This window comes from Bacillus sp. FSL W8-0645 (assembly GCF_038007905.1).
GTDB classification, from domain to species: Bacteria; Bacillota; Bacilli; order Bacillales; family Bacillaceae; genus Bacillus; species Bacillus pumilus.
Genome location: NZ_JBBOYC010000001.1, coordinates 1,160,543 through 1,181,494, shown reverse-complemented (window position 1 = coordinate 1,181,494; position 20,952 = coordinate 1,160,543). Strand labels below are relative to the sequence as shown.

Below are 20,952 nucleotides of genomic sequence, written 5' to 3'. Positions count from 1 at the left end.
TCCTCCTTAACCTTTGATTTCTTCGAATGTATTGACGTTCTTTTGTGTACCAAATGTCTGGAAGACGTGCTTTTGATAAAGTGGATACACGGTTTGACGAGCAAGTTCATTGATAATCACACTGTTTCGATAAGCGCCAAGACCTAAATCCGGAGCGCCAACGCCATGTGTATGAAGCTCTGCATTTTGGACAAAAATATCATTTTCACCCATTGTATTTGTTTTCAAGCGATATTCACGTTCGACTTGGAACCGTCCTTGATCATCCCATTGAATGTGATGAGAAATTGGGTTGATAAACGGCGGCAGTACGGATTGATAGCCCGTCGCCAGCACGACAATATCTGTCTCGTGGGTAAAGGTGTCCTCTTTGACCCATTGCGTGCATGAAAGGGACAAGCCGCAAGCTGTTTCCTCAATCAAGTTGACCTCTGTCATCGCTTGAAGCACTGTGTTCAACTGCTCTCCGCAGGCAGAACGTTCATAAAGCAAATGATAAATATCACGGATCATTGCAGAGCTGATGCCCTTATACAGCAAGTCTTGCTGCTTTAACAACGCATCCTTTTTTGTTTGCGGAAGCTCATAAAAGAAATCAATATAATCTGGAGAGAAATATTCAAGACCAAGGTTTGAATATTCCATTGGGAAAAATCCTTTAGAGCGTGTGAACCAGTGAATATCCTTCGCCTCATCATCTGATAAAATATTATAGAACACTTCTGCCGCACTTTGACCAGAGCCGATCACTGTCACAGATTTCCCTTTGAAACAGCCTTCTTTCTTTCGTTTTAAATAGTCCGCAGAATGAAAAACTTTCTCTCCTAAAGCTGGCTGGAGCGATGCTGGTATCGCCGGCTGTGTACCAATTCCTAAGACGAGATGCTTACTTTCAAACACCTCTACCGTTTGGTCTTTCACATGACGCACATGCACTTCATATCGCTTTTCTCCTGCTTTCTCGATCAATGAGACAGATTCGACGTTCATGCCAAATCGGCAAGAGTCTAACTGGTCTGCGACCCAACGGCAATAATGACTATATTCCTTGCGCGGGATATGAAAATCCTCTAGAAAGTAAAATGAATACAAACGGTTTTGTTCCTGTAAATAGTTGAGAAAGCTATATTTACTTTTCACATCTGCCATACTGACAAGGTCCGCTAAAAAGGGAACCTGCAGTGTCGTCCCCTCAATGAGCATCCCTGGGTGCCAATGAAAGGCTTCACTTCTTTCAAAAAACAAAGCGTCAATTTCATTTACCTCTTCAGATAATGCGGCAAGTCCTAAGTTAAACGGGCCAATGCCAATTCCTATTACATCCACTACATTATTTTGCTTGTTGAACCACGTCATGGTTATACTTCCTTTCGAATCGTTCTCGATCACAAAACATTAAAAGACCTGTTTTATCCGGTAAATTGACTGGTTTTACACGTTCAAAGCCGCATTTTTCAAATACATGGATCATTTTTTCATTGCGAATATCCGGCTCAGCGACGACTTTTTCTGTTCGTTTGTTCTGCTCAAATTGAAATGCTGTCATGGCCAGAAGTAGCGGGGCCGCAAAACCTTTTCCCACATAATCCGGCTCCCCTATTAATAGATGGATTCCTTGATCATGCGGAGAAGGCTGATAGTAAGATTCAATGATGTCACCTTTGACGTTGTATGCCTCAAAATAACTCATGGGCGTCCCATCAATTGTGCCTAAATATAGGGTTTGATGCGGATCATGAATCGCCTGATAAAAATGCTTTTCAAAAGCAGGAAACGGAATATTCAAATGCCAAAATGGGTGAACATACTCCTCTTGCATCCACTTGTGGACAAGCCGGACATCTCTTTCATATTCAGCGCGAATAAACTTAATACGATCCCTCATCCAATCAGCGCCTCCTTATGTAAAAAGAGCGGATTCAAGACAGCTGTGTAACGAGACTGTGTTTCCAGAGATCCTGTCAGTTCATCCATATCTTCAAACCGTGTCAGCAAATTCGCTTTTGAAGGCAGTTCTTTTGAGCGCAGAAGGCTGTTTGTCAGCTCAGATGCCCCGTAAGTTTCCTCATGAGCAAGCAATGTGTCTCTCACGAGTGCGAGCAAGTCTTCTTCTTTCGCCAGACCTTCTGTACCAAAACCGTTAATGAGACCAAATAAATGATTAAAGAAGAAATAATAACGCAGTCTCTCAACGGCTACCTCATCTGCACAAATCGTTTCACTTCTCACGCTCAGATTTTGGACAAGATTTGCGAGTTTATCCTTTTTCGATTCACTATAGTAGTAGCCTTGATTGTCACGATAATAGAAGGTGTGCGGGTAACCACCCTTCATTTGCACAACAGCGTTTTGCTGATGGGCTTCCAGTGCAAGACCATACGTTTCAAACAGCCAGAGCATCGGTTCTAACGAAATGGTTAAATATTGCTTAAACCAATCTTGGCTTACAGCCTCTGGTGATCGACCTTCTGCGTCTGCAAGGTCATGGATGATCCCTGCTAATCGCGATTTTCCACCATACGCATGATCCTGACATAATCCAGCAATTAAGCTTGCCCCTTTTTCACGATGTAAAAATGGATTTTGACGAATGACTACTTCAAAGCCAGATTCCGCCTCTTCTCCTTGAATGGATAAATAGGCAGGATCTTCAATGACCCGAAATCCAGAGAATTCGTCGTATAGAGAAACGCCTAATTCTGTTTTTAAAATGCGCGACATCTCTACTCCGCGATCCAGTTCCTTTTGTTTATTGATACGTAAGGAGTTTGTAATTTTCACAGGAACAGAGAATTTGAGCATGTAAGCAGAATCCTTTTGATAGACGGTTCTGAAAGATGAAGTCGCTGTGTATTCAGAACCCATCGGTCCTAAATAAGTGAGTTTCCCTTCCTCTATATAACGGTTCACGAACGCTTTCTCCATGACCACCTTCACTTGAAGCGGGTGAATCGGAATGAGCACATATTCTCCGTTTTCTACTAACGTATTCAGTCTCTCTTTTTCTGCTGGTACCTGTCGCAAGAGCTCCTCTAGCATGAGGCTTGCCGCAGACTGTGTAATTGACGAATCCTGAAGCACAATCGAATGATGCGCTTTAAAGTAATGAAGCTGGAAAGTCCCTTTCAGCTCAGGAGAATAGATCGCTTCCTCCTCCTCTGTCATTCCTTGTCTGCTTTTTGGGGTAGGATGCGTTAAATGACCAAGGAGAAGTGACTGCTCAGCCTCGATATACTCAAAATCGGCTTCAGAAAGAGCGGCTCGATCACTTTCTCGCTCCTTTAAGAACCGTTCAATATTTCGGCAGCTTAAAATGATGCGAAGCATGAATTCATCCTCTGCATCTGTACGGCCATATTCAATGAGAAGCTCCTTTGAACATAAAGCAACAAGTGTCGTGTAATCGACGATTGCGCCCTCTTGTTCACTGCCTTGCGGGCGAAAGCGAATCGGAAAATCAAAGAGATGGCGGCCAACAGATGAAACATATCGGATCGGAATCACAAGCTCTAGATCTTGCTTTGCTAATTTTGCGATGAAGACAAGCGAGCCATCTGCTCTCGTCTCTTTTTTTGCAGATCGATCGATTCCTGTTTCGCGTAAAAAACAGTTTAAAAAGCTTTGCATGGTTGCATTTTCAGCCATTTGTTTATATTGACTCAACGTAGTACCCTCCCGGATTGAATATGAGCGATCCCGATATCAACGATGTCAGAAAGGATTTCCTCAATATGTGTGATTGTCGTTCTCGGATTTAACAAAGTGAATTTTAAGCAGGTTTGACCATCCACTACTGTTTTTGCAACGACAGCAGTTCCTGTTTGGAATAATGTGCGATGAATGATTTTATTGACATCATCTGTTTGGTGGTCATCCTTAAATCGGAACACAACTGCATTGATTTCTGGCTCAGGATTGATCACTTCAAGGTCATCATTTTTCTCAATAAGCGCGGCCACATCCTTTGCAAAATGGATCGTATGGTCTATGATATCGCCAAACCCTTCTTCTCCAATAAGACGAAGTGATAGAAGTAATTTCAGTGCGTCAAATCGGCGTGTTGTTTGGACAGATTTATTAACGAGATGTAGAATTCCTTCCAGCTCATCTTCCTTTGGATTGAGATAATCTGCATGATAATCAATCAAACCAAAATGCCTTTTATCCTTTAGCAAAAATGCCCCGCAGGAGATCGGCTGATAAAATTGTTTATGAAAGTCGATCGTGATCGAATCTGCAAGCTCAATACCGTCTAATTTCTTACGATAGGTTTCGCTTAATACAAGTGCTCCGCCGTAGGCAGCATCCGCGTGAATCCACAGACCGTATGGCTTGACGAGGGCATATACCTCTCGAACTGGGTCAATACTGCCAAAATCCGTTGTCCCGCAAGTTGCTACTACCGCAAAAGGCAGCAAGTTCTGCTCCTTCAACTCAGCCAGCTTCTTTTTCAAATCATTGAGGTCCATTCGATGATGCTCATCTGCCTCGACTAGTACGACTGCCTGCTCTCCTAAACCTAACTGGGAGGCAGATTTTTTCACAGTAAAGTGAGCATTCCTCGAGCAAAGGATTCTCATGCGGTGAGATTCACTTGGCAAGCCTTTCTGCTGAACATTCCACTGCCATGTGTTTTCACAAAAGGCATCTCTCGCCAGAAGCAGCCCCATGTAGTTAGATTGGGTTCCACCGCTTGTAAAAGTCCCATCTGCTAGGCCGCCATAAGAAAACTTCGCACATAGCCACTTGAGAATTTCTTCCTCAACCAAAGAAGCAATACCGCTTTGATCAAAAGAATCCATTGATTGGTTAAAGGAACTTACCATCACCTCTGCGGCAAGTGCAGGAATGAGCGGTGGACAATGCAGATGTGCCAAGCATTTAGGATGCGATACATCAATCAAATGCGGCAAAAGATGTTCTTTTATATCCTGAAAGACAGATTCAATGGATTCTCCAGACGGTTGAAATCGGAATAATGATTCGACACTAGCCGCTAATTTCCCAGGCAATATTCCACTGTAGGGGCCTGTGTCTTTTTGCCATTGATCCAGTAAGCTGTCGATAGATGTATGAAGAGCCGCTTGGAAGGACTCTCTTCCAAGCTGGCTTTGATTGATAAATAATGAATCCACAGAAGCTTTAGTTGGTGGCATCGTACACGGCCTCTTTAAAAATAGCGATGACTTTTTCAAGCTGTTCTTCTGTCATAATGAGTGGTGGCAGGAATCGAATGACACTTCCGAAACGGCCTCCTGTCTCCACAATTAATCCTTTATCAAAGCAATTCTTTTGAATAAGACTGGCCAGCTCTGGATTCGCTGGATAGCTTCCATCCACATCCTGTTTCTCATTTGGATTGACTACTTCAACGCCAATCATTAAACCTCTCCCTCGAACATCACCGAGAGCAGGGACTTGTTTTTGGATGTCTTTTAGATGAGCCTGCATACGATCTCCTAACCGTTCTACATGATCAAGCAGGTTGGTTTCTTTGATAAATTTAAGCGTAGCGGTTCCTGCAGCCATCGCCATTTGATTCCCTCTAAATGTCCCGATGTGTGCACCTGGATTCCATTGATCTAAATCTTGATCATAAATCACAACTGAAAGCGGCAGGCTTCCACCAATGGCTTTTGACAGCACAATAACGTCAGGTACAATTCCTGCATGTTCAAAGGCGAACATCTTACCTGTTCGGCCAATGCCTGATTGAACCTCATCAATAATGAGTGGGATCCCTTTTTCTTTTGTGATTCTTCTCATTTCTTTCATCCATTCAATCGATGCTGGAATGGAGCCTCCCTCGCCCTGCACTGCTTCAAAGATCATACCTGCTGGCGGAAGAATACCACTTTCAGGATCATTTAATACGCGCTCAATATACGAACTTGAGATGCGGTGCGAATCCTTCCCACCAATTCCAAATGGGCAGCGATATTCATATGGGTAAGGCATAAAATGAACATCAGGTATTAACCCTTGCACTCTTTCCTTCGGAGATAAATTCCCGCTTAATGACATCGTGGCATGTGTCGCACCGTGATACGCACCATGGAATGTTAGAATGCTTCGATTCCCTGTCGCTGTTTTGACTAATTTAATTGCTGCTTCTATGGCGTCACCACCAGTTGGCCCACAAAATTGAATTTTGGCTCTTTTTGCAAACTCTTCTGGCAAGTGTGAAAAAATTTCATTCACAAATTCTTCTTTAATTTCTGAGGTTATGTCCAGCGTATGCAACGGTCTTTTTTCATGAAGCATACGTTCAATAGCTTCTATAACAACTGGGTGATTGTGACCAAGTGCAAGTGTTCCTGCGCCTGCCAGGCAGTCATAAAACTCTCTGCCATCCGCATCTGTCACGATCATACCCTCGGCTTTTTGCATGGCTAATGGGAACCGTCTCGGGTAAGACCTTGCATTCGATTCTCTTTGACTTTGCTGCTCTAAAAATTGCTGATTTTTAGAAACGGTTTTGATGGACATAATAAAACACTCCTCCAATTGATAAAGATTATCATTTTCATTTACTAGCCTAGAGGATGTGAGATATGAAAGTCAATTGTATTCAAAAAGATGATTCGAAAAGCATATGAATGCTATATTCTCTTTTTAGCGAGTATTTTCGTGTAATCTTTACAAACCTCTACTGCCATAAAGACATAAAACGGATGAGACGGAATGATGTAGAAAAAAATTACAAATCATTATTCCTAGTTCTTTTGCTCTAATCATGATGAAACTCTCATTTTATATAGGAAACTGGATGAAAATGATGTAGAAAAAGAAAGAAAGAAACGTCATTCTTTATTGATATAAATGGTTATAATGGTATAATTTCTCTGAAACAAAAGGGATTGGAGAGGGATCTGATGATTTTAACAAAGCATGATCTTCACCACTACTTAGCTCAGGACAAGAAAGCATTAGCCATTAAGCGCAAACGACCTAAGTGGTTTGGGGATGATATATGGAAATATCAAAGGATTTTACGAAAATATGAATACTATTCTAATAGCGGTGCTGCACTTCGCAAATGGTTTTATCGCTATTTACATAAAAAGAAAGGCATGCAGCTTGGCTTTGATATCCCGATTGGTGTCTTCGGTCCCGGTCTTAGAATCAATCATACGGGGCTCTTAATTGTGAACAAGTATGCAAAAATTGGGGCATTTTGTGATATTCATCAAGGGGTGAATATTGGTCAGAATCATCATAAAAAGGATGTGCCAACCATTGGGAATCATGTATGGATCGGCCCAGGTGCTAAGCTGTTTGGGGATATCCATATTGCAAATCATATTTCCATCGGAGCAAATGCTGTGGTAAACCGTTCTTTTCACGAGGAGAAGATTGTTATTGCAGGTGTGCCTGCGCAAAAGGTAAAAGAAAAAAGCCCTTCTTCATGAAGGACCCACCTGATAAAAAAGAATGATACCGATCAAAACAGAGATGAGCAGCATGAGGTAAAACAAAATCGTTAAAATAAGAATGGTCCAGCCAAGTCCCTTCCTCTCTGTCTTGATCAAATAAATACCGAGAACGATCGTACTAAATAAGACACCTAAAATGGCCCACAGCCATTTGTCTTTATCATGCTTTGGCGCATCAAACCATAAATAAATGGCAACAGCAAGTGAAACGAATAAACCCGTGATTCTCAAGATCAAACTCCCCCTTATGTACACACGTGCTTTCTATTATGCGTTTGAGTATCCGATCACCAGCAATAAGAAGTAAAAGACATAGACTAGAATGAAAATAGAATAGATGATAATGGACACGATCAGAACCGTCCAGCCCAATCCTTTTCTTCCTGTTTTGATCAGGTATATTCCAAATGTAAAGAGCCCGAATAAAAGGCCTAAAATCGCCCACAGCCATTTATTTTTCCCATGTTTAGGCGCATCTACAAATAGGTAAACGGCCACTATAATCGACACAAACCATCCGGTAATCCAGCGCAACTCATTCGCCCCCCTTCTTTTTTAGTTTATTCAATCCCGCTACTTTTTTACTAAAAAGAAAAGGAATTATTCAGTTGAATGTTGCAGAAGACTTTGCCATTCCTCTCTCAGCATCCCGTAACGCATAGAATCATAATACTCTCCTTGGTAGTAACGGACCTTTCTCAGTCTTCCCTCAAGGGTAAACCCGCATTTCTCTGCGCACCGCATCATTCGTTCATTCCCAGACCAGGTGGTGAGACCGATTCGCGGGATATCAATGTGTGAAAATAACTCATTTATCCATAGATTTAAGGCCTTTGTTCCAACTCCTCCATTCCAAAAACGTGAGTCATAAATAAGAATCCCGCATTCAAGCCAGCGCGTTCGTTCATTCTCCCAATAATAAGAAACGGTGCCTTTCAATTCGCCACCTATGACAATGCCATATAGCTTTGGCGGAATGGCGTCATCCTGTACATATCGTTTCTTAAATGCAGCAAGCGGGATCTCGTGTTCATGAAAATAAGGTGCATTCCACTTTCGATAGGACTGGTCTGATGCTTTAAACTTTAAATGCCACACGACCTCTAGATCAGTTTCGTCTAATGGACGTATGCTCACATGCTCTTTTTTTCCTTTCATCATTTCACGTTCCTTTACTTTGTCGTTCTTTTTGCGAGATGACGGTACTCGATAGGCGTCATGCCTTCGTTTTGCCGAAACAGCTTAGAAAAATAAGTAGGGTCGTCAATGCCTATCTGTTCAGCAATCGCTGCGATTTTATCATTCGTTGAGGCAAGCATGCTTTTGGCTTTTTCGACCTTGAGACGATTGATATATTGGTTTGGCGTCAGTCCATAGACAGTCTGCATACACCTTGTCATGTAATCAGGGTGATAGTGCAGCTTCTCTGCAAGCTCCTCCATTTGCAGTTTCTTCATAAAGTGACGCTCAAGATAATGAACCACTTCTGAGGCGACATTCTCCTTTGCACTTGGAATGTGAAATGCTTCTTTTTGTAAATGAATGAGCAGTTCTTCAAACTGAAGCTGTTTTTTCAGTGGCTGTTCAGATGCATCATCATTTAGTGCCCGCATCTGTGCAAGGTGCTTTTCTAATACATTTCTTCCTTTCACTTTTCCTTTACGGGGCAGGCTAAATTCATATGTTGCCGGTTTTTCAAAGGTGGCTTTATTTTGTTTCATATCAAACCAGTGTTCTCTCGGCCGATTCGTGAGCTCGTATGGGTCAATTGAGAAATGCAGCCACTCATAGTGCGTTTCTTCTTCGCATGGCAGGTGTCCGCCATGCGACAAGCCAGGTGAGAGAATGATATACTCTCCTTCTTTTACGTGATGAGCCTCTCTATCTTCTGTGATCCATAGCTGCCCTCTTGTGACATAAAGAAGATCAAACACGGTGAAGGTTCTAGAGATATGTCTTTCTCCTTGATAAAATACGCCTTTACCTGAAACGATATAAACCGGGAACGGCGGTACAGTAAATGTAATAAATCGATTCATATTCATCCCCTTATGAAGTCGGATTTCTCCAATAAGTTTCGGTTTCATCTCTTCTTATTATAGTCGATGCAAGGTACACTATAAATCGGATTTATACGAAAGGAGGCTTATGATGAAACCTCAAGCACTGCCAATTCAAAAGATTCAAGCCAAGGATAAGAAAACCCATCCTTCATTATTTGCATTAACTTGGCCTATTTTTATTGAAATCTCTTTATATATGCTGATGGGAAGCGCGGATACCCTCATGCTCAGCCAATATTCCGATAATAGTGTTGCCGCAGTTGGTGTAAGCAATCAGCTCCTGAATTTATTGATTGTCATGTTCAGCTTCATTACAACTGGAACGACGATTGTGATTGCACAACTTTTAGGAGCGAGCCGCAGGCAGGAAGCGACTCAAGTCGCCTATGTCTCACTAGGAACCAATTTCTTGATTAGCTTTGTCATTAGCCTTCTCATGTTTGTATTAGCTGTTCCCATTTTACACCTGATGGGCCTATCAAGTGAGCTCATGCCGGATGCGACTGTATTTTTACAAATTGTCGGGCTGCTGTCTTTTATTCAAGCGCTCATTATGACGTATAGTGCTATTTTAAAAAGCTACGGATATACAAGAGATACGATGTATGTCACCATCGGAATGAACTTGTTAAACGTTGCCGGTAACTATTTGGTGATTTTTGGTTCGTTTGGCTTCCCTGTATTAGGTGTCATGGGGGTCGCTTTTTCAACCTCACTCGCTCGATTGATCGGTTTAATGGCTATGATCCTCATTGTACGCCGCCGAATTGGATTACGCTTTTCACTGAAGAAAATGTTTCACATCCAGCGGACATATTTAAAAAAGTTGCTGAAAATCGGCATTCCTTCTGCTGGAGAGCAGCTTTCTTATAACGGCTCTCAAATGATCATTACACTGTTTATTACATTTATGGGGACGCAGGCATTAGCTGCAAAGGTTTATACTCAAAATGTCATGATGTTCATTATGCTATTTGGTGCAGCCATTAGCCAAGGGACACAAATTTTAATCGGGCGCCATATTGGGGCGAAGGAATTCGATGCTGCCTATCACAGATGCATGAAAAGCTTATACTGGGCCATTGGCATCTCCCTTCTTTCTTCTATTGCTTTATCTTTATCATCGACGCATTTGCTTGCTTTCTTTACTAGCAATAGCGAGATCATTCAAACCGCCGCCACCCTCCTCCTTTTGACCATTATTTTGGAACCGGGCCGTTCTTTTAATATGGTCATTATTAATTCCTTGCGGGCTGCTGGTGACGCGAAGTTTCCAGTGTATATGGCGATGATTTCAATGTGGGGCATCGGGCTTCCAATCGCTTACTTGTTAGGCATCCAGCTTGAGATGGGCCTCATTGGGATTTGGATTTCTTTTATCGTGGATGAATGGGTAAGAGGCATCTTTATGTATAGGCGGTGGCGTTCAAGGGTTTGGACGGAATATCGCTTTTCTTCCACATAAAAAGGACTGCGGGTGCAGTCCTTTTTTACGTAATATTTTCTAAAATAAGTGCTTTTTCTTGGTTCGAAATAAATGATCGCTGTGTAAATACGCGGTATTCATTTTCTCTTGTCTTATCTAAAATGGCTTTATAAAAGTGAGCAGCTGCTTTCACTGGTATACGTGAATAAAGCGGGAATTCATGAAGATGATCAAAAAACTCCTCGTAGTATGCCTCTGCCTCAAAGGCAATGTACTCCCATACGTGCTGAAATGCTTGATTGACAATGCCTTCTTGCAATTCTTGCTCTGTATATCCGAATTGATCCATGACTTGCTTTGGCAAATAAATGCGGTCTCTTTCGGCCTTATCCTCGCCAATGTCACGAAGAATATTGGTCAGCTGCATGGCAATCCCTAATGAAATCGCTGCTTCTTTCAGCTGTTCTTTTTTACGCGGTGCAATAATAGGAAGCAGCATAAGTCCAACGGTACTAGCAACATGGTAGGAATAAATGAGCAGTTCATCTAACGTTTCATATCGGTGCTGCTCTAAATCCATCTCCTGACCTTGGAGCAAGTCACGGAACGGAGCTTCATCCATACGGAACTCTTGAAATGTATGTTCTAGCGCCACCCACATCGGATCATTCCGATCTACCTCACCTTGTAAAAATCGATCAAACGTCTCTCGAAAGGAGGCAAGCTCCTCTTTTGGCGAGGGGGACTCATCTACAATATCATCTGCTTTCCGGCAAAAGGAATACACAGCCCAGACGGCCTGTCGTTTCTTTTTAGGCAGCATGGAAAAGGCACGGTAAAACGTTTTAGAATGGGTTTGAATCGTCTCCTCACATAATTTCAATGCTGTTTGTACATCAACCACTTAGCTTCACTTCCTTTCTGTCATTCAAATCTTTTAACAGCACAGAGGCCATCAGCTTCGCACTTTGCATCACGATCGGCACTCCGCCACCAGGATGGATGGAAGCACCTACTGCATAAAGATTATCAGTCTCAGCTGCCTTCACTTGCGGGCGGAACACACCTGATTGAAATAAGTTAGGCGCAAGTCCAAAGCTGCCACCTTCAAACAATCCTTCTCGCAAGGAATCATTTGGTGTTCTGATTTTTTTCCAGACAATCGACTCTCGCAAGCTTGGAAAGCCTCTTTTCTCAAGACGATCGAGCATTTTCTCTACAAAATCTGTCTCCTCTTCCCAGTTGATATGATCTCCTGAGGGAACGGGAATCAGCATATATAAAACACTACAACCTTCCGGGGCAAGAGATGGATCAATGATCGATGGATTAAATGTATAAAACGACGGGTCTTGAGGGATCGTCTTCGTTTGAAAAACCTCTTTCATATGCTGATCAAAGTGTTCGCCCATCAAGAATTGGTGCACAGGCGCATCATGGTACATTTTGTTTAACCCGAGATACACCATTACACAGCCAGAGGACGGCACGTATTTACGCCGATCTTGTTCGTCTAAACCAAGCTGTTTTAACGCAGCTGGATAATCTCCGTTGATGACAAAAGCATCAGCTGCTATATGGGCGTCACTGACTTTTGCTTTAACCACGCGCTTCCCATCAAACTCAAGCTCCATGACTTCTGCATTTTTTCTCACATGCACACCCATTTTCATGAGCTGCCTCTCCAATATATCTACTAAACTCGCATAGCCGCCTTTTAAATAGTAGATTCCATGTGCGTGCTCACTATATGAAACAAGCGAATATATAGCAGATGATTCATATGGATTTCCTCCGACATAGAGGGTTTGAAGTGCATATGCATCTCGCAGGCGTTCGTCTGAGAAATACTTTTTCAGGGCGCTTTGAACCGTGCGATACGCCTTTAATTTCATTAAAATTTTCATGTTTGCTTTTGTAAAAAATGTACGCTTTTCATGAAATGATTTCTCTAGAAAGGCTTGTTGTCCTTCTTGAAACCGGTCTGTCATTTCTTCCATAAACCTTAGGAATCCTTGATCTTCCTTTGGAAATACACGTCTGATTTCCTCTAGCTGACGAAGTGCATCGGAGTACTTCGTGTAGGAGGTACCATCTTGAAATTGAATCGTATACAGCGGATCAAGCTGCAAAAGATCAAGAGATGCTTCGTCAATTCCAACCTCATGTAAAATACCTTTTAACATATCTGGAAGTAGGACAATGGTCGGACCTTCATCTACTTTATATCCTTTCTCACGTACAAAAGCAAGTCTTCCGCCAAGTCGCTCATTTTTTTCGACAAGCGTGACATCATGTCCCGCTTTTTTTAAATAAAGTGCTGAGATCATCCCGCCAATACCGCCACCTGCAATCAATATATGTTTTTTCATGAGGCGCTCCCCTTTTCTTGTTGCGACAATGTTTTGTGCGTATGTTTCTCTTTTGAAAGAATCGCATTTGTCGTGATACGTGCTGATTCTAAAATGGTCGGTAGTCCGCTTCCTGGATGCGTTCCTCCTCCTACGAGCCAGCAATGATCCAATTCATCAAATTCATTGTGCGGCCTTAGAACCATCATCTGCGTCAGCTGGTGACCAAGGTTAAATGTGGCTCCTTCGTATACGTAAAGGTCTTCCTCCCATTGCTTCGGTGTGATCATCCGCTCGACTTCTATATGCTGCCTTACATTCTTAAAACCGGTTTTTCGCTCCAGTGTATTCAGTACAAGTTCTCTGAATTCATCTTGATGCGCTTCCCAGTCAATGCCGCTCTGATTGTTAGCAACGGGTGCCAATACATAAAGAGCTGACTTTCCTTTTGGCGCAAGTGAGTCATCTGTGACACTAGCATTTTGAATATAAATAGATGGATCATCTGGCAGCTCATATGTTTTCGTAATGCCTTTGACAAATTGCGCATAATCATCAGAAAAAACGATGGTATGATGTGGCTCCTCATATATGGTATCTAATCCTAAATAAAGCATAAAGGTGGAGCATGAGAATTTTTTCTTTTTTAATTTTTTCTCGCTATATTTCTTTAAAAGTCCTGGCTCTACAAGCTTTGTCATCACATGTGCAAAATCTCCATTTACGACAACCTCATCTGCCTGTATTTCTTCCCCAGATTCTAAGCGAATGCCCTTTACTTTCCTGCCTTCTGTCAACAGTTTTTCGACGCCGGCTGACAGATGAATCGTTGCTCCAGCTTCAATTGCCGCTTTTGCCATCGCTTCTGACAGCTGATTGACCCCGCCCTTCGGATGGAACACACCTGTGTCATGCTCCATAAATGATAGAATGGAGAAAGCACCAGGGCACTCCCACGGTGACATGCCTAAATATTTTGATTGAAATGTAAACGCATATTTCACTGATTCATTTGAGAAATAATCTGACAGCACATCATATAAACTCTTATTCAACGAAAGCTGCGGAAGTGCTTTGAGCACCTTTGGACGCAGATAATGATGAAAACGATCCATTTTACTTTGTAAAATAGGTGTCAGCCGATCCATTTTGCGCTTCGTATCGTTCATAAATCGTATATACCCTTCTCCCTCTCCAGGTGCAAAGGCTTCTAACCGTCTATACATTTCATCACGATCTCGTATCATATCTAGCTGCTCGTCTTGGAAAATCAATCTATACATTTCTTTTAATTCAATCACATCAATATAGTCATAAAGATTTTTACCAGCAAAGGTGAACAGCTCCTCTGCAATATGAATCATGCTGAGAAAGGTAGGACCCGTATCAAACGTGAAATCACCAAGTTGAAACTTAGAGTTACGTCCGCCAACAAAGGGCTGTTTTTCGTAAACATGAACATCATGTCCTTTGCTTTGAAGCATCATAGCTGCCGCAAGTCCCCCTGGTCCTGCTCCGATCACAATGATTTTCATTATCCTTTTTCCTCCAAATTAATTCACTTTAAGTTAATTATACAAATTAGAAAGATTAGATCAACTTTCGATGTGCTCTATTCGTCTCATGTTATGTATCAAAAAAGCCGGCTTCCCTTCAACAAATGTAAGAAAGCCGACTCTTTATTACGCTTCTATATCAATTCGATACGTTTCAAACCAATGATGAATTTGCGCCAGATGAGCGATTAATTGCGGGCCCTTCATGAGCTGGCCATACCAAGGCACTTGAAAGGAAGCTCCTTCCGTTTCAATCAGCTGCTTTAATTGATGTGGATCTAGAAATTCGTGAAGGACAGAATCTTTTTGCGCAAGGCAGTCTGTTAACATCTCTTTCACAGCCTGGGTATAGGCTGGATGATGTGTTTTCGGGTAAGGACTCTTCTTGCGATAAAGCACTTCATTCGGTAAAATTCCCTCTAATGCTTTCCGTAAAACCCCTTTTTCACGATTTCCATGCATTTTCATTTCCCAAGGAATATTCCATACATATTCGACAAGACGATGGTCCGCAAATGGTACACGTACCTCAAGACTCGCCCCCATACTCATTCGGTCTTTTCGATCTAGCAGCGTTGTCATAAACCAGACCATATTTAAGTAAAAAAGTTCTCTCCGGGCTTTATCTACTCCAGTTTCTCCATCTAAAAGAGGCGTTTCAGCCACGGTTTCTTCATATTTGCTTTGTGCATATTCTTTTAGTGACAGCTTCTTTTGCCACGAGTCTTGTAAGAGCTGCGTTCTAGCTTCCGTCGATCTCATCCAAGGAAAACCATTCGTTTCATTTGCCGAATGGAACCAAGGATAACCTCCAAAAATTTCATCCGCACATTCACCTGACAAACCGACAACAAAGTCCTTTTTAATTTCTCGGCAGAACCAAAGCAAAGAAGAATCAATATCTGCCATACCCGGTAAGTCTCGGACCTCAACCGCTTCCTTTAAATAAGCAGCCAGCTCCTTTTGTCCAATGATGCAGCTGTGATGATTCGTTTGAAACGCCTTGGTCATGTGGTCAATCCATGGACCGTCCGCATTTGGCTGGAATTGACTTGCTTCAAAGAATTGATCATTCCCTTCGTAGTCAACGGAATACGTATGAAGCGGTGCTTTCCCTATTTTCTCAAAGTGCTTAGCGGCAATGGCGGTAATGGCACTCGAATCGACGCCACCCGATAAAAATGTACAAACAGGCACATCAGAGACGAGCTGCCTTGTGACGGCATCTGTAAAGAGATCCTTGACGTGCTGTGCGGTGTCATCAAGTGAGTCCGTATGCACCTTGCTTTTGACATTCCAGTATCTCCACACACGCAATCCGTCTTTTGAAAAGGTCAAGGCATGAGCAGGTCTCAGCTCTTTTACCCCTTTAAACACTCCTTGCCCTGGTGTTCTAGACGGTCCTAAACCAAAAATCTCCGATAATCCCTCATGATCGACTTTTGCTTTCATATCAGGGTGAGCAAGAAGCGCCTTGATTTCTGAACCAAATAAAAAGGAATGATGACGTTCTGTATAGAAAAATGGCTTGACGCCGAGCCGGTCTCTCCCTGCAAATAATAATTCACGCTCACTATCCCAAATCACAAATGCAAAAATACCATTAAAATGGGTCACACACTCTTCCTTCCATTCTGTGTAGGCGTGAAGAAGTACCTCTGTATCAGAATGCCCTAGAAAACGGTGGCCTCTTTTTAACAATTCTTTTCTTATATCCTCTGTGTTATAAAGCTCTCCATTGTATACAACGGTATAAGCATGGTTTTGATGTGTATATGTCATCGGCTGTTTTCCGCCTTCTACATCTACAACCGCTAACCTTTTATGCCCAAATAGAACGTGCTCACTTTTCCACGTATTTGTATCGTCTGGCCCTCTTTTAGATAATGTATCTGTCATTTGATTGATTACATGGTCCTGTTGGATGAGCTGCTTTTTAAAGTCTGCCCAGCCTGTTATTCCACACATCATCATCAGCTCCCATCCGTTTTTCCTCAAGTGTTCTCATTCAGCCTTTCTTAGTTTATGCATCGTCTCCTTGATAGTTGATTTGTCCTTTTTTCTCGGGCGTATAGGACAAGCATGATTTGGTAAGAAAAGAAAGAGGAAAGGAGTGTCTGCAAATGGAAAAACGAATGAAGCAGCTTGAACGCTGCAGCCGAAGATGGTGCAGCGGGTATTTACTCATTGAAAACGGGCATTGTCTGATTGAAGATGAAGAAGGAGAAATCATGCTACCAGAAAGTCTTCAAAGCACGATGATCTGTTTGAAGGAAAATGACAGGTGGACAAAAGGGGAACTGCTCGGGTCCATGATCCTTCATGAAAGTGGACAGCTTGTAGAAGTACAAGGCGGTGAAGTGATTCAATATACAGCATCACTTGCCAAAGGATGGCTTGACCTACTGATGTTCGTACCTGAAAACGTCTTTTATGAAATCATTGCACAGGTAGAGCAGCTTGGTTTTTCCGTCTACGATTGTGTTTTCTCCTCCTTTCATTCTTTTCAACGAGTTTCTTTCTTTCAGTTTTCGACAGATACACAATCACTTGCTCTTCAATGTCACCACGACTCTGCCGCAGGTCAAATTCGTTTTGAATGGACCTCTTCTGACGGTCACCGGTCGGTTTCGCAATTTGAAGGCATATAAAAAAGACACTGCTTCGTATAAGCAATGTCCTTTTTATGTTAAAAGATATGGAAACCGATCGGCAGACGTAAACCGAGAAGAATGGTCACAATCGCGAGTACGATAAAACCAATCAATACACCAGTCACCGATTTTCCTTTTTTCTTGCGTACAAGAACCATTTCCATGAAGCCGATCACAAGGATACCGAAAATCATTTTACCGATATACTCGCCACCGAAACCTGGAATCTTCATTCCTGTGCGAACATACAGCTCTACGCCTGTTGCAATAATGATCAAGTACAATAGTCTGACAATCATGTGCACAATTTTAGCACCTTTGTCGTTTTTACCTGCTAGAGCAAAGGCCACGAAGAATAAAATAATTCCTAGCACCCATGCTGTAATATGTAAATGCGTTCCCATCTGTTATTTCCCCCTTTATCAGAACAATTACCTTCTCATCGTACCACGAAATAAGTCGAACACAAAGCGACAATCCTGTGTCATCTCACTCTTTATTTGACGCGATTTGATAGCGTCCCAATCGGTTCAATCGTGATGTCGATTCGATCCCCTGAAGCTAAGAATTTAGGCGGTTCAAAGCCTTTGCCAACCCCAGAAGGTGTTCCCGTTGCAATGATGTCACCAGCTTCTAGTGTCATCCCTTTTGAAAGAGTAGACACAATGTTCTCGATGGAGAAAATCATTAATTCTGTACTTGCAGACTGGCGAACCTCTCCGTTAACCTTTGTTTCCACATGGAGCGCGCCGTGATCCTCGATCACAGACTTATGCACAATATAAGGTCCTATCGGGCAGGTTGTATCTAAGCTTTTACCTATAAAAAATTGTTTGTGTTTTTTCTGTAAATCTCTTGCCGTTACGTCATTTAAAATGGTGTAACCAAATAGATAATCATGGACTTCTTCAGGTGCAATATTCTTCCCTGATTTGCCCATCACGATCGCAAGCTCTCCTTCATAATCCAGTTCACTCGTCACATCTTCATGAAGGAGGATATCCGCTTCATGTCCAACGACTGAAGTAGGTGCCTTTGTAAAGATCATCACATCTTTAGGAATATCCGCTGCACTTCCCATCTCCATGACATGATCTTGATAATTTTTTCCAACACACATAATGTTTTTAGCTGGCTTTGGAATCGGCGCATGGAGTTTCACGTCTGACAGCGGATATACATAAGAACCGCGATCCTCTTCTTTTTTCTCAGCCCAGTCAAGGAGCTGTTTGACATGCTCAACAAACTTGTCCCCCATATGAATACATTCAGCTAAAGAGTTTGGCAGTGTCTCAAGCTCGAATAATTTGGCTTCTGCCTTTTTGACGTCCATGACCCATTTATCATCAATGACTACCCCGATAAACATCCTGCTATGTATCTCACCTGTAAAAAACTTCATGTCTTCCCCTCACAATCTTCATTTCGCTAAGTGATGATGTCTCATTTTACTTCTCTATGAAATAAAAAAAACCCTTTTTTATCATACTCTCTTTTAAAAAGGGTTTCAAAAAAGATGATCTGATGTTTAGCGGTAGCGGCGATACTCCCACATGTTCCCTTGATCCCATTTGCGATCAACATTTCCTCTGCTGCGGGAATGATGCTTTTTCTTCCCACATCTTTTGCAAGAGCGGCTACGTCTATGGTGATGAGATCGTTTAGAACGGTGGCTGCGATGAGACTTGCGGCAACTTTTCTTATGATGGGATCTGTGTTTGCTGCGGCATGATTTTTTCGGTTCACTCTTTTTGCTTCTGCAAGATTTCTTGCTTTTGCACGACTTTTTACTTTTGCATGGTTTCTCACTTTTCACGCTTTTCTTTGAACAGCGGCTCTTTTTCGAACGATAGCTCTTACAGCTTTTTTTACTACGATGTGATTTACGGCATCCGCCTCCACCAAAGAACCAATTACCGCGATTTGAATGACGAGAACGAGCTGACTTATGCGATCGTCTCGATTCTGGTTCACGATCTAAGTGATGATCACGTCCTTCACTTCGAAGTGAATCCACTGCATGTTCAATATGTGAATGATCAAATGTGCTCACGAACGATTCCCCTCCCAGTCTATACTTTGACAAAACAAACAGATCAAACTGTTTATCTTCTCTGCTTTATGTTACGAGACTTGGTAGACAAGTGTTCTTGGCGGATGCCCCTTTCTTTTAAAACTCCATGAATACCTAACAAACGGGTACAGGACATTCCTTCATTTTCATATCGTAAAGAAGAGCATAGGAGGAGGATGAACGCATGACCACAGAACCTTTAAAGCAAATGGATATTTGGATTCACCCAAAGGACCTGATTGAATTACGAAAAGACATATGGAACGACGAACCAGTTGAGGGCATTTTGAAAACTGGTCAGATCAAATCGCACATTTATGCTTCATACCGGGGGTCTCACATCAGAAAGCTGAAAAAAAAGTCCTATCAAATTGAATATCGAAAGCCAAAACAAAGACAAGGCGAATCTATCTTTCATTTAAATGCAGAATACAATGACCCTTCGTTTATCCGAAACAGACTGTCCTTTTATTTCTTTGAGCAGATAGGGGTGCTAAGCCCTGCTGCGTCTCATGTGTTTCTTACTATAAACGGAAGAAAAGAAGGCATTTATTTAAAAATAGAATCCGTCGATGAGCACTTTTTTCAGAAAAGACAGCTTTCAGAAGGCGGCATTTATTATGCAGTCGATGACGACGCCAACTTTTCCCTTTTGAGTTCGTTTGATAAAAAGCCAAAAAAACACCTTCTCCTCGGGTACGAGAAAAAAACAGGGACTTCTCAACATGATCAGCAGCTAAGTGAATTTATTTACTTTCTCAACACAGCGAAAGATGACATATTTGCAGAAAAGATTGAGCATTACCTAGATGTGACCCAGTATTTCCGCTGGCTCATTGGTGTCGTGTGCACTCAAAACTTTGACGGCTTTGTCCATAACTACGCTCTTTATGTGAATGAACAAGGCAGATTCCAAGTGCTTCCTTGGGATTATGATGCGACATGGGGCCGTGACATTCATGGAGAAGAAATGGCGTTTGATTATATTCCAGTAAGCGGCTTTAATACGTTAACTGCTAGATTACTAGATATCCCTTCGTTTAAGAGAGCCTATTACACGCTTTTCCAGCATGTACTCGATACACAATTTTTAGAAGAACGTCTTTGTCCAATTATTGAGAAATGGCATGCTTCTATTGAGAACCGAATTGGAGATGATCCTTATACGAGAGATAGAAAAGACATCCTACAATCAGAACGAGAGGTCATCCGGCAGTATATCAACAAAAGACGACGTTATTTACAGGCTGAAATAAGAAAAGAGAGAGATCGCACGTAAGGACGCTTTCGAATTTTGTCACTTTATTACTCATATTGACGAAACAACTTTTTTTATAGAAAAATAGGGTATACTAACCATATCCTTCTATTCGATAAAAAATGTGAGAGTTG

20 protein-coding genes are annotated in these 20,952 nt (G+C 42.0%); 4 read left to right on the top strand and 16 right to left on the bottom strand.

What is annotated here, in order from left to right; all coding sequences use genetic code 11:
- Positions 1-6: 6 nt before the first annotated feature.
- The 5 genes from NST39_RS05855 to NST39_RS05835 are packed head-to-tail and all read right to left on the bottom strand — an operon-like array spanning position 7 to position 6,489.
- A complete protein-coding gene (locus NST39_RS05855; RefSeq protein ID WP_341027464.1) occupies positions 7-1,356 on the bottom strand; it encodes a lysine N(6)-hydroxylase/L-ornithine N(5)-oxygenase family protein in 1,350 nt (449 codons plus the stop codon).
- The gene (locus NST39_RS05850) at positions 1,331-1,885 is read right to left on the bottom strand and encodes a GNAT family N-acetyltransferase (protein WP_126741322.1); all 555 of its coding nucleotides are present in this window, start codon (positions 1,883-1,885) and stop codon (positions 1,331-1,333) included. The genes NST39_RS05855 and NST39_RS05850 overlap by 26 nt, the downstream gene beginning before the upstream one ends.
- Complete coding sequence (locus tag NST39_RS05845; protein WP_340909843.1) at positions 1,882-3,663, bottom strand: IucA/IucC family protein; 1,782 nt, start codon at positions 3,661-3,663, stop codon at positions 1,882-1,884. Before NST39_RS05845 ends, NST39_RS05850 begins: the two co-directional genes overlap by 4 nt.
- Complete coding sequence (locus tag NST39_RS05840; protein WP_341027463.1) at positions 3,660-5,156, bottom strand: pyridoxal phosphate-dependent decarboxylase family protein; 1,497 nt, start codon at positions 5,154-5,156, stop codon at positions 3,660-3,662. Before NST39_RS05840 ends, NST39_RS05845 begins: the two co-directional genes overlap by 4 nt.
- Entirely contained in the window at positions 5,143-6,489 is a 1,347-nt protein-coding gene (locus tag NST39_RS05835; protein ID WP_341027462.1) for an aspartate aminotransferase family protein, read from the bottom strand. Before NST39_RS05835 ends, NST39_RS05840 begins: the two co-directional genes overlap by 14 nt.
- A gap of 386 nt (positions 6,490-6,875) precedes the next feature.
- Between NST39_RS05835 and NST39_RS05830 the strand changes: the two genes are divergently transcribed.
- The gene (locus tag NST39_RS05830) at positions 6,876-7,412 is read left to right on the top strand and encodes a serine O-acetyltransferase (protein ID WP_341027460.1); all 537 of its coding nucleotides are present in this window, start codon (positions 6,876-6,878) and stop codon (positions 7,410-7,412) included.
- Here NST39_RS05830 and NST39_RS05825 read toward each other — a convergent pair.
- The 4 genes from NST39_RS05825 to NST39_RS05810 form a co-directional block, all read right to left on the bottom strand.
- A complete protein-coding gene (locus NST39_RS05825) occupies positions 7,407-7,667 on the bottom strand; it encodes a hypothetical protein (RefSeq protein ID WP_044139886.1) in 261 nt (86 codons plus the stop codon). The two genes, NST39_RS05830 and NST39_RS05825, sit on opposite strands and share 6 nt — an antisense overlap.
- Before the next feature lie 36 nt (positions 7,668-7,703).
- Positions 7,704-7,970, bottom strand: coding sequence for a hypothetical protein (locus tag NST39_RS05820; protein WP_341027458.1), 267 nt, complete (start codon positions 7,968-7,970; stop codon positions 7,704-7,706).
- Positions 7,971-8,036: 66 nt separating this feature from the next.
- Positions 8,037-8,594 carry a GNAT family N-acetyltransferase gene (locus NST39_RS05815; protein WP_106067187.1) on the bottom strand — a complete coding sequence of 186 codons (558 nt, stop codon included), beginning with the start codon at positions 8,592-8,594 and terminating at the stop codon, positions 8,037-8,039.
- Positions 8,595-8,608: 14 nt separating this feature from the next.
- Positions 8,609-9,475, bottom strand: coding sequence for an AraC family transcriptional regulator (locus tag NST39_RS05810; protein WP_341027457.1), 867 nt, complete (start codon positions 9,473-9,475; stop codon positions 8,609-8,611).
- 112 nt (positions 9,476-9,587) lie between these two features.
- On the opposite strand from NST39_RS05810, the gene NST39_RS05805 reads away from it, so the two are divergent.
- The gene (locus NST39_RS05805) at positions 9,588-10,964 is read left to right on the top strand and encodes an MATE family efflux transporter (protein ID WP_341027456.1); all 1,377 of its coding nucleotides are present in this window, start codon (positions 9,588-9,590) and stop codon (positions 10,962-10,964) included.
- 25 nt (positions 10,965-10,989) lie between these two features.
- On the opposite strand, the gene NST39_RS05800 is transcribed toward NST39_RS05805, so the two are convergent.
- From NST39_RS05800 to asnB, 4 genes are all read right to left on the bottom strand, one after another.
- Positions 10,990-11,829 carry a phytoene/squalene synthase family protein gene (locus NST39_RS05800; protein WP_065098887.1) on the bottom strand — a complete coding sequence of 280 codons (840 nt, stop codon included), beginning with the start codon at positions 11,827-11,829 and terminating at the stop codon, positions 10,990-10,992.
- On the bottom strand, positions 11,822-13,297 hold the full coding sequence (locus NST39_RS05795; protein WP_341027454.1) for a phytoene desaturase family protein: 1,476 nt from the start codon (positions 13,295-13,297) through the stop codon (positions 11,822-11,824). Before NST39_RS05795 ends, NST39_RS05800 begins: the two co-directional genes overlap by 8 nt.
- Positions 13,294-14,811, bottom strand: coding sequence for a phytoene desaturase family protein (locus tag NST39_RS05790; RefSeq protein WP_341027453.1), 1,518 nt, complete (start codon positions 14,809-14,811; stop codon positions 13,294-13,296). Before NST39_RS05790 ends, NST39_RS05795 begins: the two co-directional genes overlap by 4 nt.
- A 147-nt stretch (positions 14,812-14,958) precedes the next feature.
- Entirely contained in the window at positions 14,959-16,800 is a 1,842-nt protein-coding gene (asnB, locus tag NST39_RS05785; protein ID WP_106067184.1) for an asparagine synthase (glutamine-hydrolyzing), read from the bottom strand.
- A 155-nt stretch (positions 16,801-16,955) separates the two neighbouring features.
- Between asnB and NST39_RS05780 the strand changes: the two genes are divergently transcribed.
- Positions 16,956-17,483, top strand: coding sequence for a DUF2777 family protein (locus tag NST39_RS05780; RefSeq protein ID WP_065098891.1), 528 nt, complete (start codon positions 16,956-16,958; stop codon positions 17,481-17,483).
- Positions 17,484-17,521: 38 nt separating this feature from the next.
- Here the strand turns inward: NST39_RS05780 and NST39_RS05775 are convergent, their stop codons facing one another.
- The 3 genes from NST39_RS05775 to cotG form a co-directional block, all read right to left on the bottom strand.
- On the bottom strand, positions 17,522-17,890 hold the full coding sequence (locus NST39_RS05775) for a YisL family protein (protein ID WP_003212021.1): 369 nt from the start codon (positions 17,888-17,890) through the stop codon (positions 17,522-17,524).
- 92 nt (positions 17,891-17,982) lie between these two features.
- Positions 17,983-18,888: a fumarylacetoacetate hydrolase family protein gene (locus NST39_RS05770; protein ID WP_341027450.1), complete on the bottom strand. Its 906-nt coding sequence runs from the start codon at positions 18,886-18,888 to the stop codon at positions 17,983-17,985.
- Positions 18,889-19,014: 126 nt separating this feature from the next.
- Complete coding sequence (gene cotG / locus NST39_RS19960; RefSeq protein WP_445662381.1) at positions 19,015-19,539, bottom strand: spore coat protein CotG; 525 nt, start codon at positions 19,537-19,539, stop codon at positions 19,015-19,017.
- 205 nt (positions 19,540-19,744) lie between these two features.
- Here cotG and NST39_RS05760 point away from each other — a divergent pair, with 205 nt between their 5' ends.
- Positions 19,745-20,839, top strand: a complete 1,095-nt coding sequence (locus NST39_RS05760) for a CotH kinase family protein (RefSeq protein WP_106067181.1) — start codon at positions 19,745-19,747, stop codon at positions 20,837-20,839.
- Positions 20,840-20,952: the final 113 nt, after the last annotated feature.

What these genes read in the sequence shown, in the direction of transcription:
- NST39_RS05855 (WP_341027464.1), bottom strand. Translation starts at nt 1,356, where the DNA reads ATGACGTGGTTCAACAAGCAAAATAATGTAGTGGATGTAATAGGAATT.
- NST39_RS05850 (WP_126741322.1), bottom strand. Translation starts at nt 1,885, where the DNA reads ATGAGGGATCGTATTAAGTTTATTCGCGCTGAATATGAAAGAGATGTC.
- NST39_RS05840 (WP_341027463.1), bottom strand. Translation starts at nt 5,156, where the DNA reads ATGCCACCAACTAAAGCTTCTGTGGATTCATTATTTATCAATCAAAGC.
- NST39_RS05835 (WP_341027462.1), bottom strand. Translation starts at nt 6,489, where the DNA reads ATGTCCATCAAAACCGTTTCTAAAAATCAGCAATTTTTAGAGCAGCAA.
- NST39_RS05830 (WP_341027460.1), top strand. Translation starts at nt 6,876, where the DNA reads ATGATTTTAACAAAGCATGATCTTCACCACTACTTAGCTCAGGACAAG.
- NST39_RS05815 (WP_106067187.1), bottom strand. Translation starts at nt 8,594, where the DNA reads ATGAAAGGAAAAAAAGAGCATGTGAGCATACGTCCATTAGACGAAACT.
- NST39_RS05810 (WP_341027457.1), bottom strand. Translation starts at nt 9,475, where the DNA reads ATGAATCGATTTATTACATTTACTGTACCGCCGTTCCCGGTTTATATC.
- NST39_RS05805 (WP_341027456.1), top strand. Translation starts at nt 9,588, where the DNA reads ATGAAACCTCAAGCACTGCCAATTCAAAAGATTCAAGCCAAGGATAAG.
- NST39_RS05795 (WP_341027454.1), bottom strand. Translation starts at nt 13,297, where the DNA reads ATGAAAAAACATATATTGATTGCAGGTGGCGGTATTGGCGGGATGATC.
- NST39_RS05790 (WP_341027453.1), bottom strand. Translation starts at nt 14,811, where the DNA reads ATGAAAATCATTGTGATCGGAGCAGGACCAGGGGGACTTGCGGCAGCT.
- asnB (WP_106067184.1), bottom strand. Translation starts at nt 16,800, where the DNA reads ATGTGTGGAATAACAGGCTGGGCAGACTTTAAAAAGCAGCTCATCCAA.
- NST39_RS05780 (WP_065098891.1), top strand. Translation starts at nt 16,956, where the DNA reads ATGGAAAAACGAATGAAGCAGCTTGAACGCTGCAGCCGAAGATGGTGC.
- NST39_RS05775 (WP_003212021.1), bottom strand. Translation starts at nt 17,890, where the DNA reads ATGGGAACGCATTTACATATTACAGCATGGGTGCTAGGAATTATTTTA.
- NST39_RS05770 (WP_341027450.1), bottom strand. Translation starts at nt 18,888, where the DNA reads ATGAAGTTTTTTACAGGTGAGATACATAGCAGGATGTTTATCGGGGTA.
- NST39_RS05760 (WP_106067181.1), top strand. Translation starts at nt 19,745, where the DNA reads ATGACCACAGAACCTTTAAAGCAAATGGATATTTGGATTCACCCAAAG.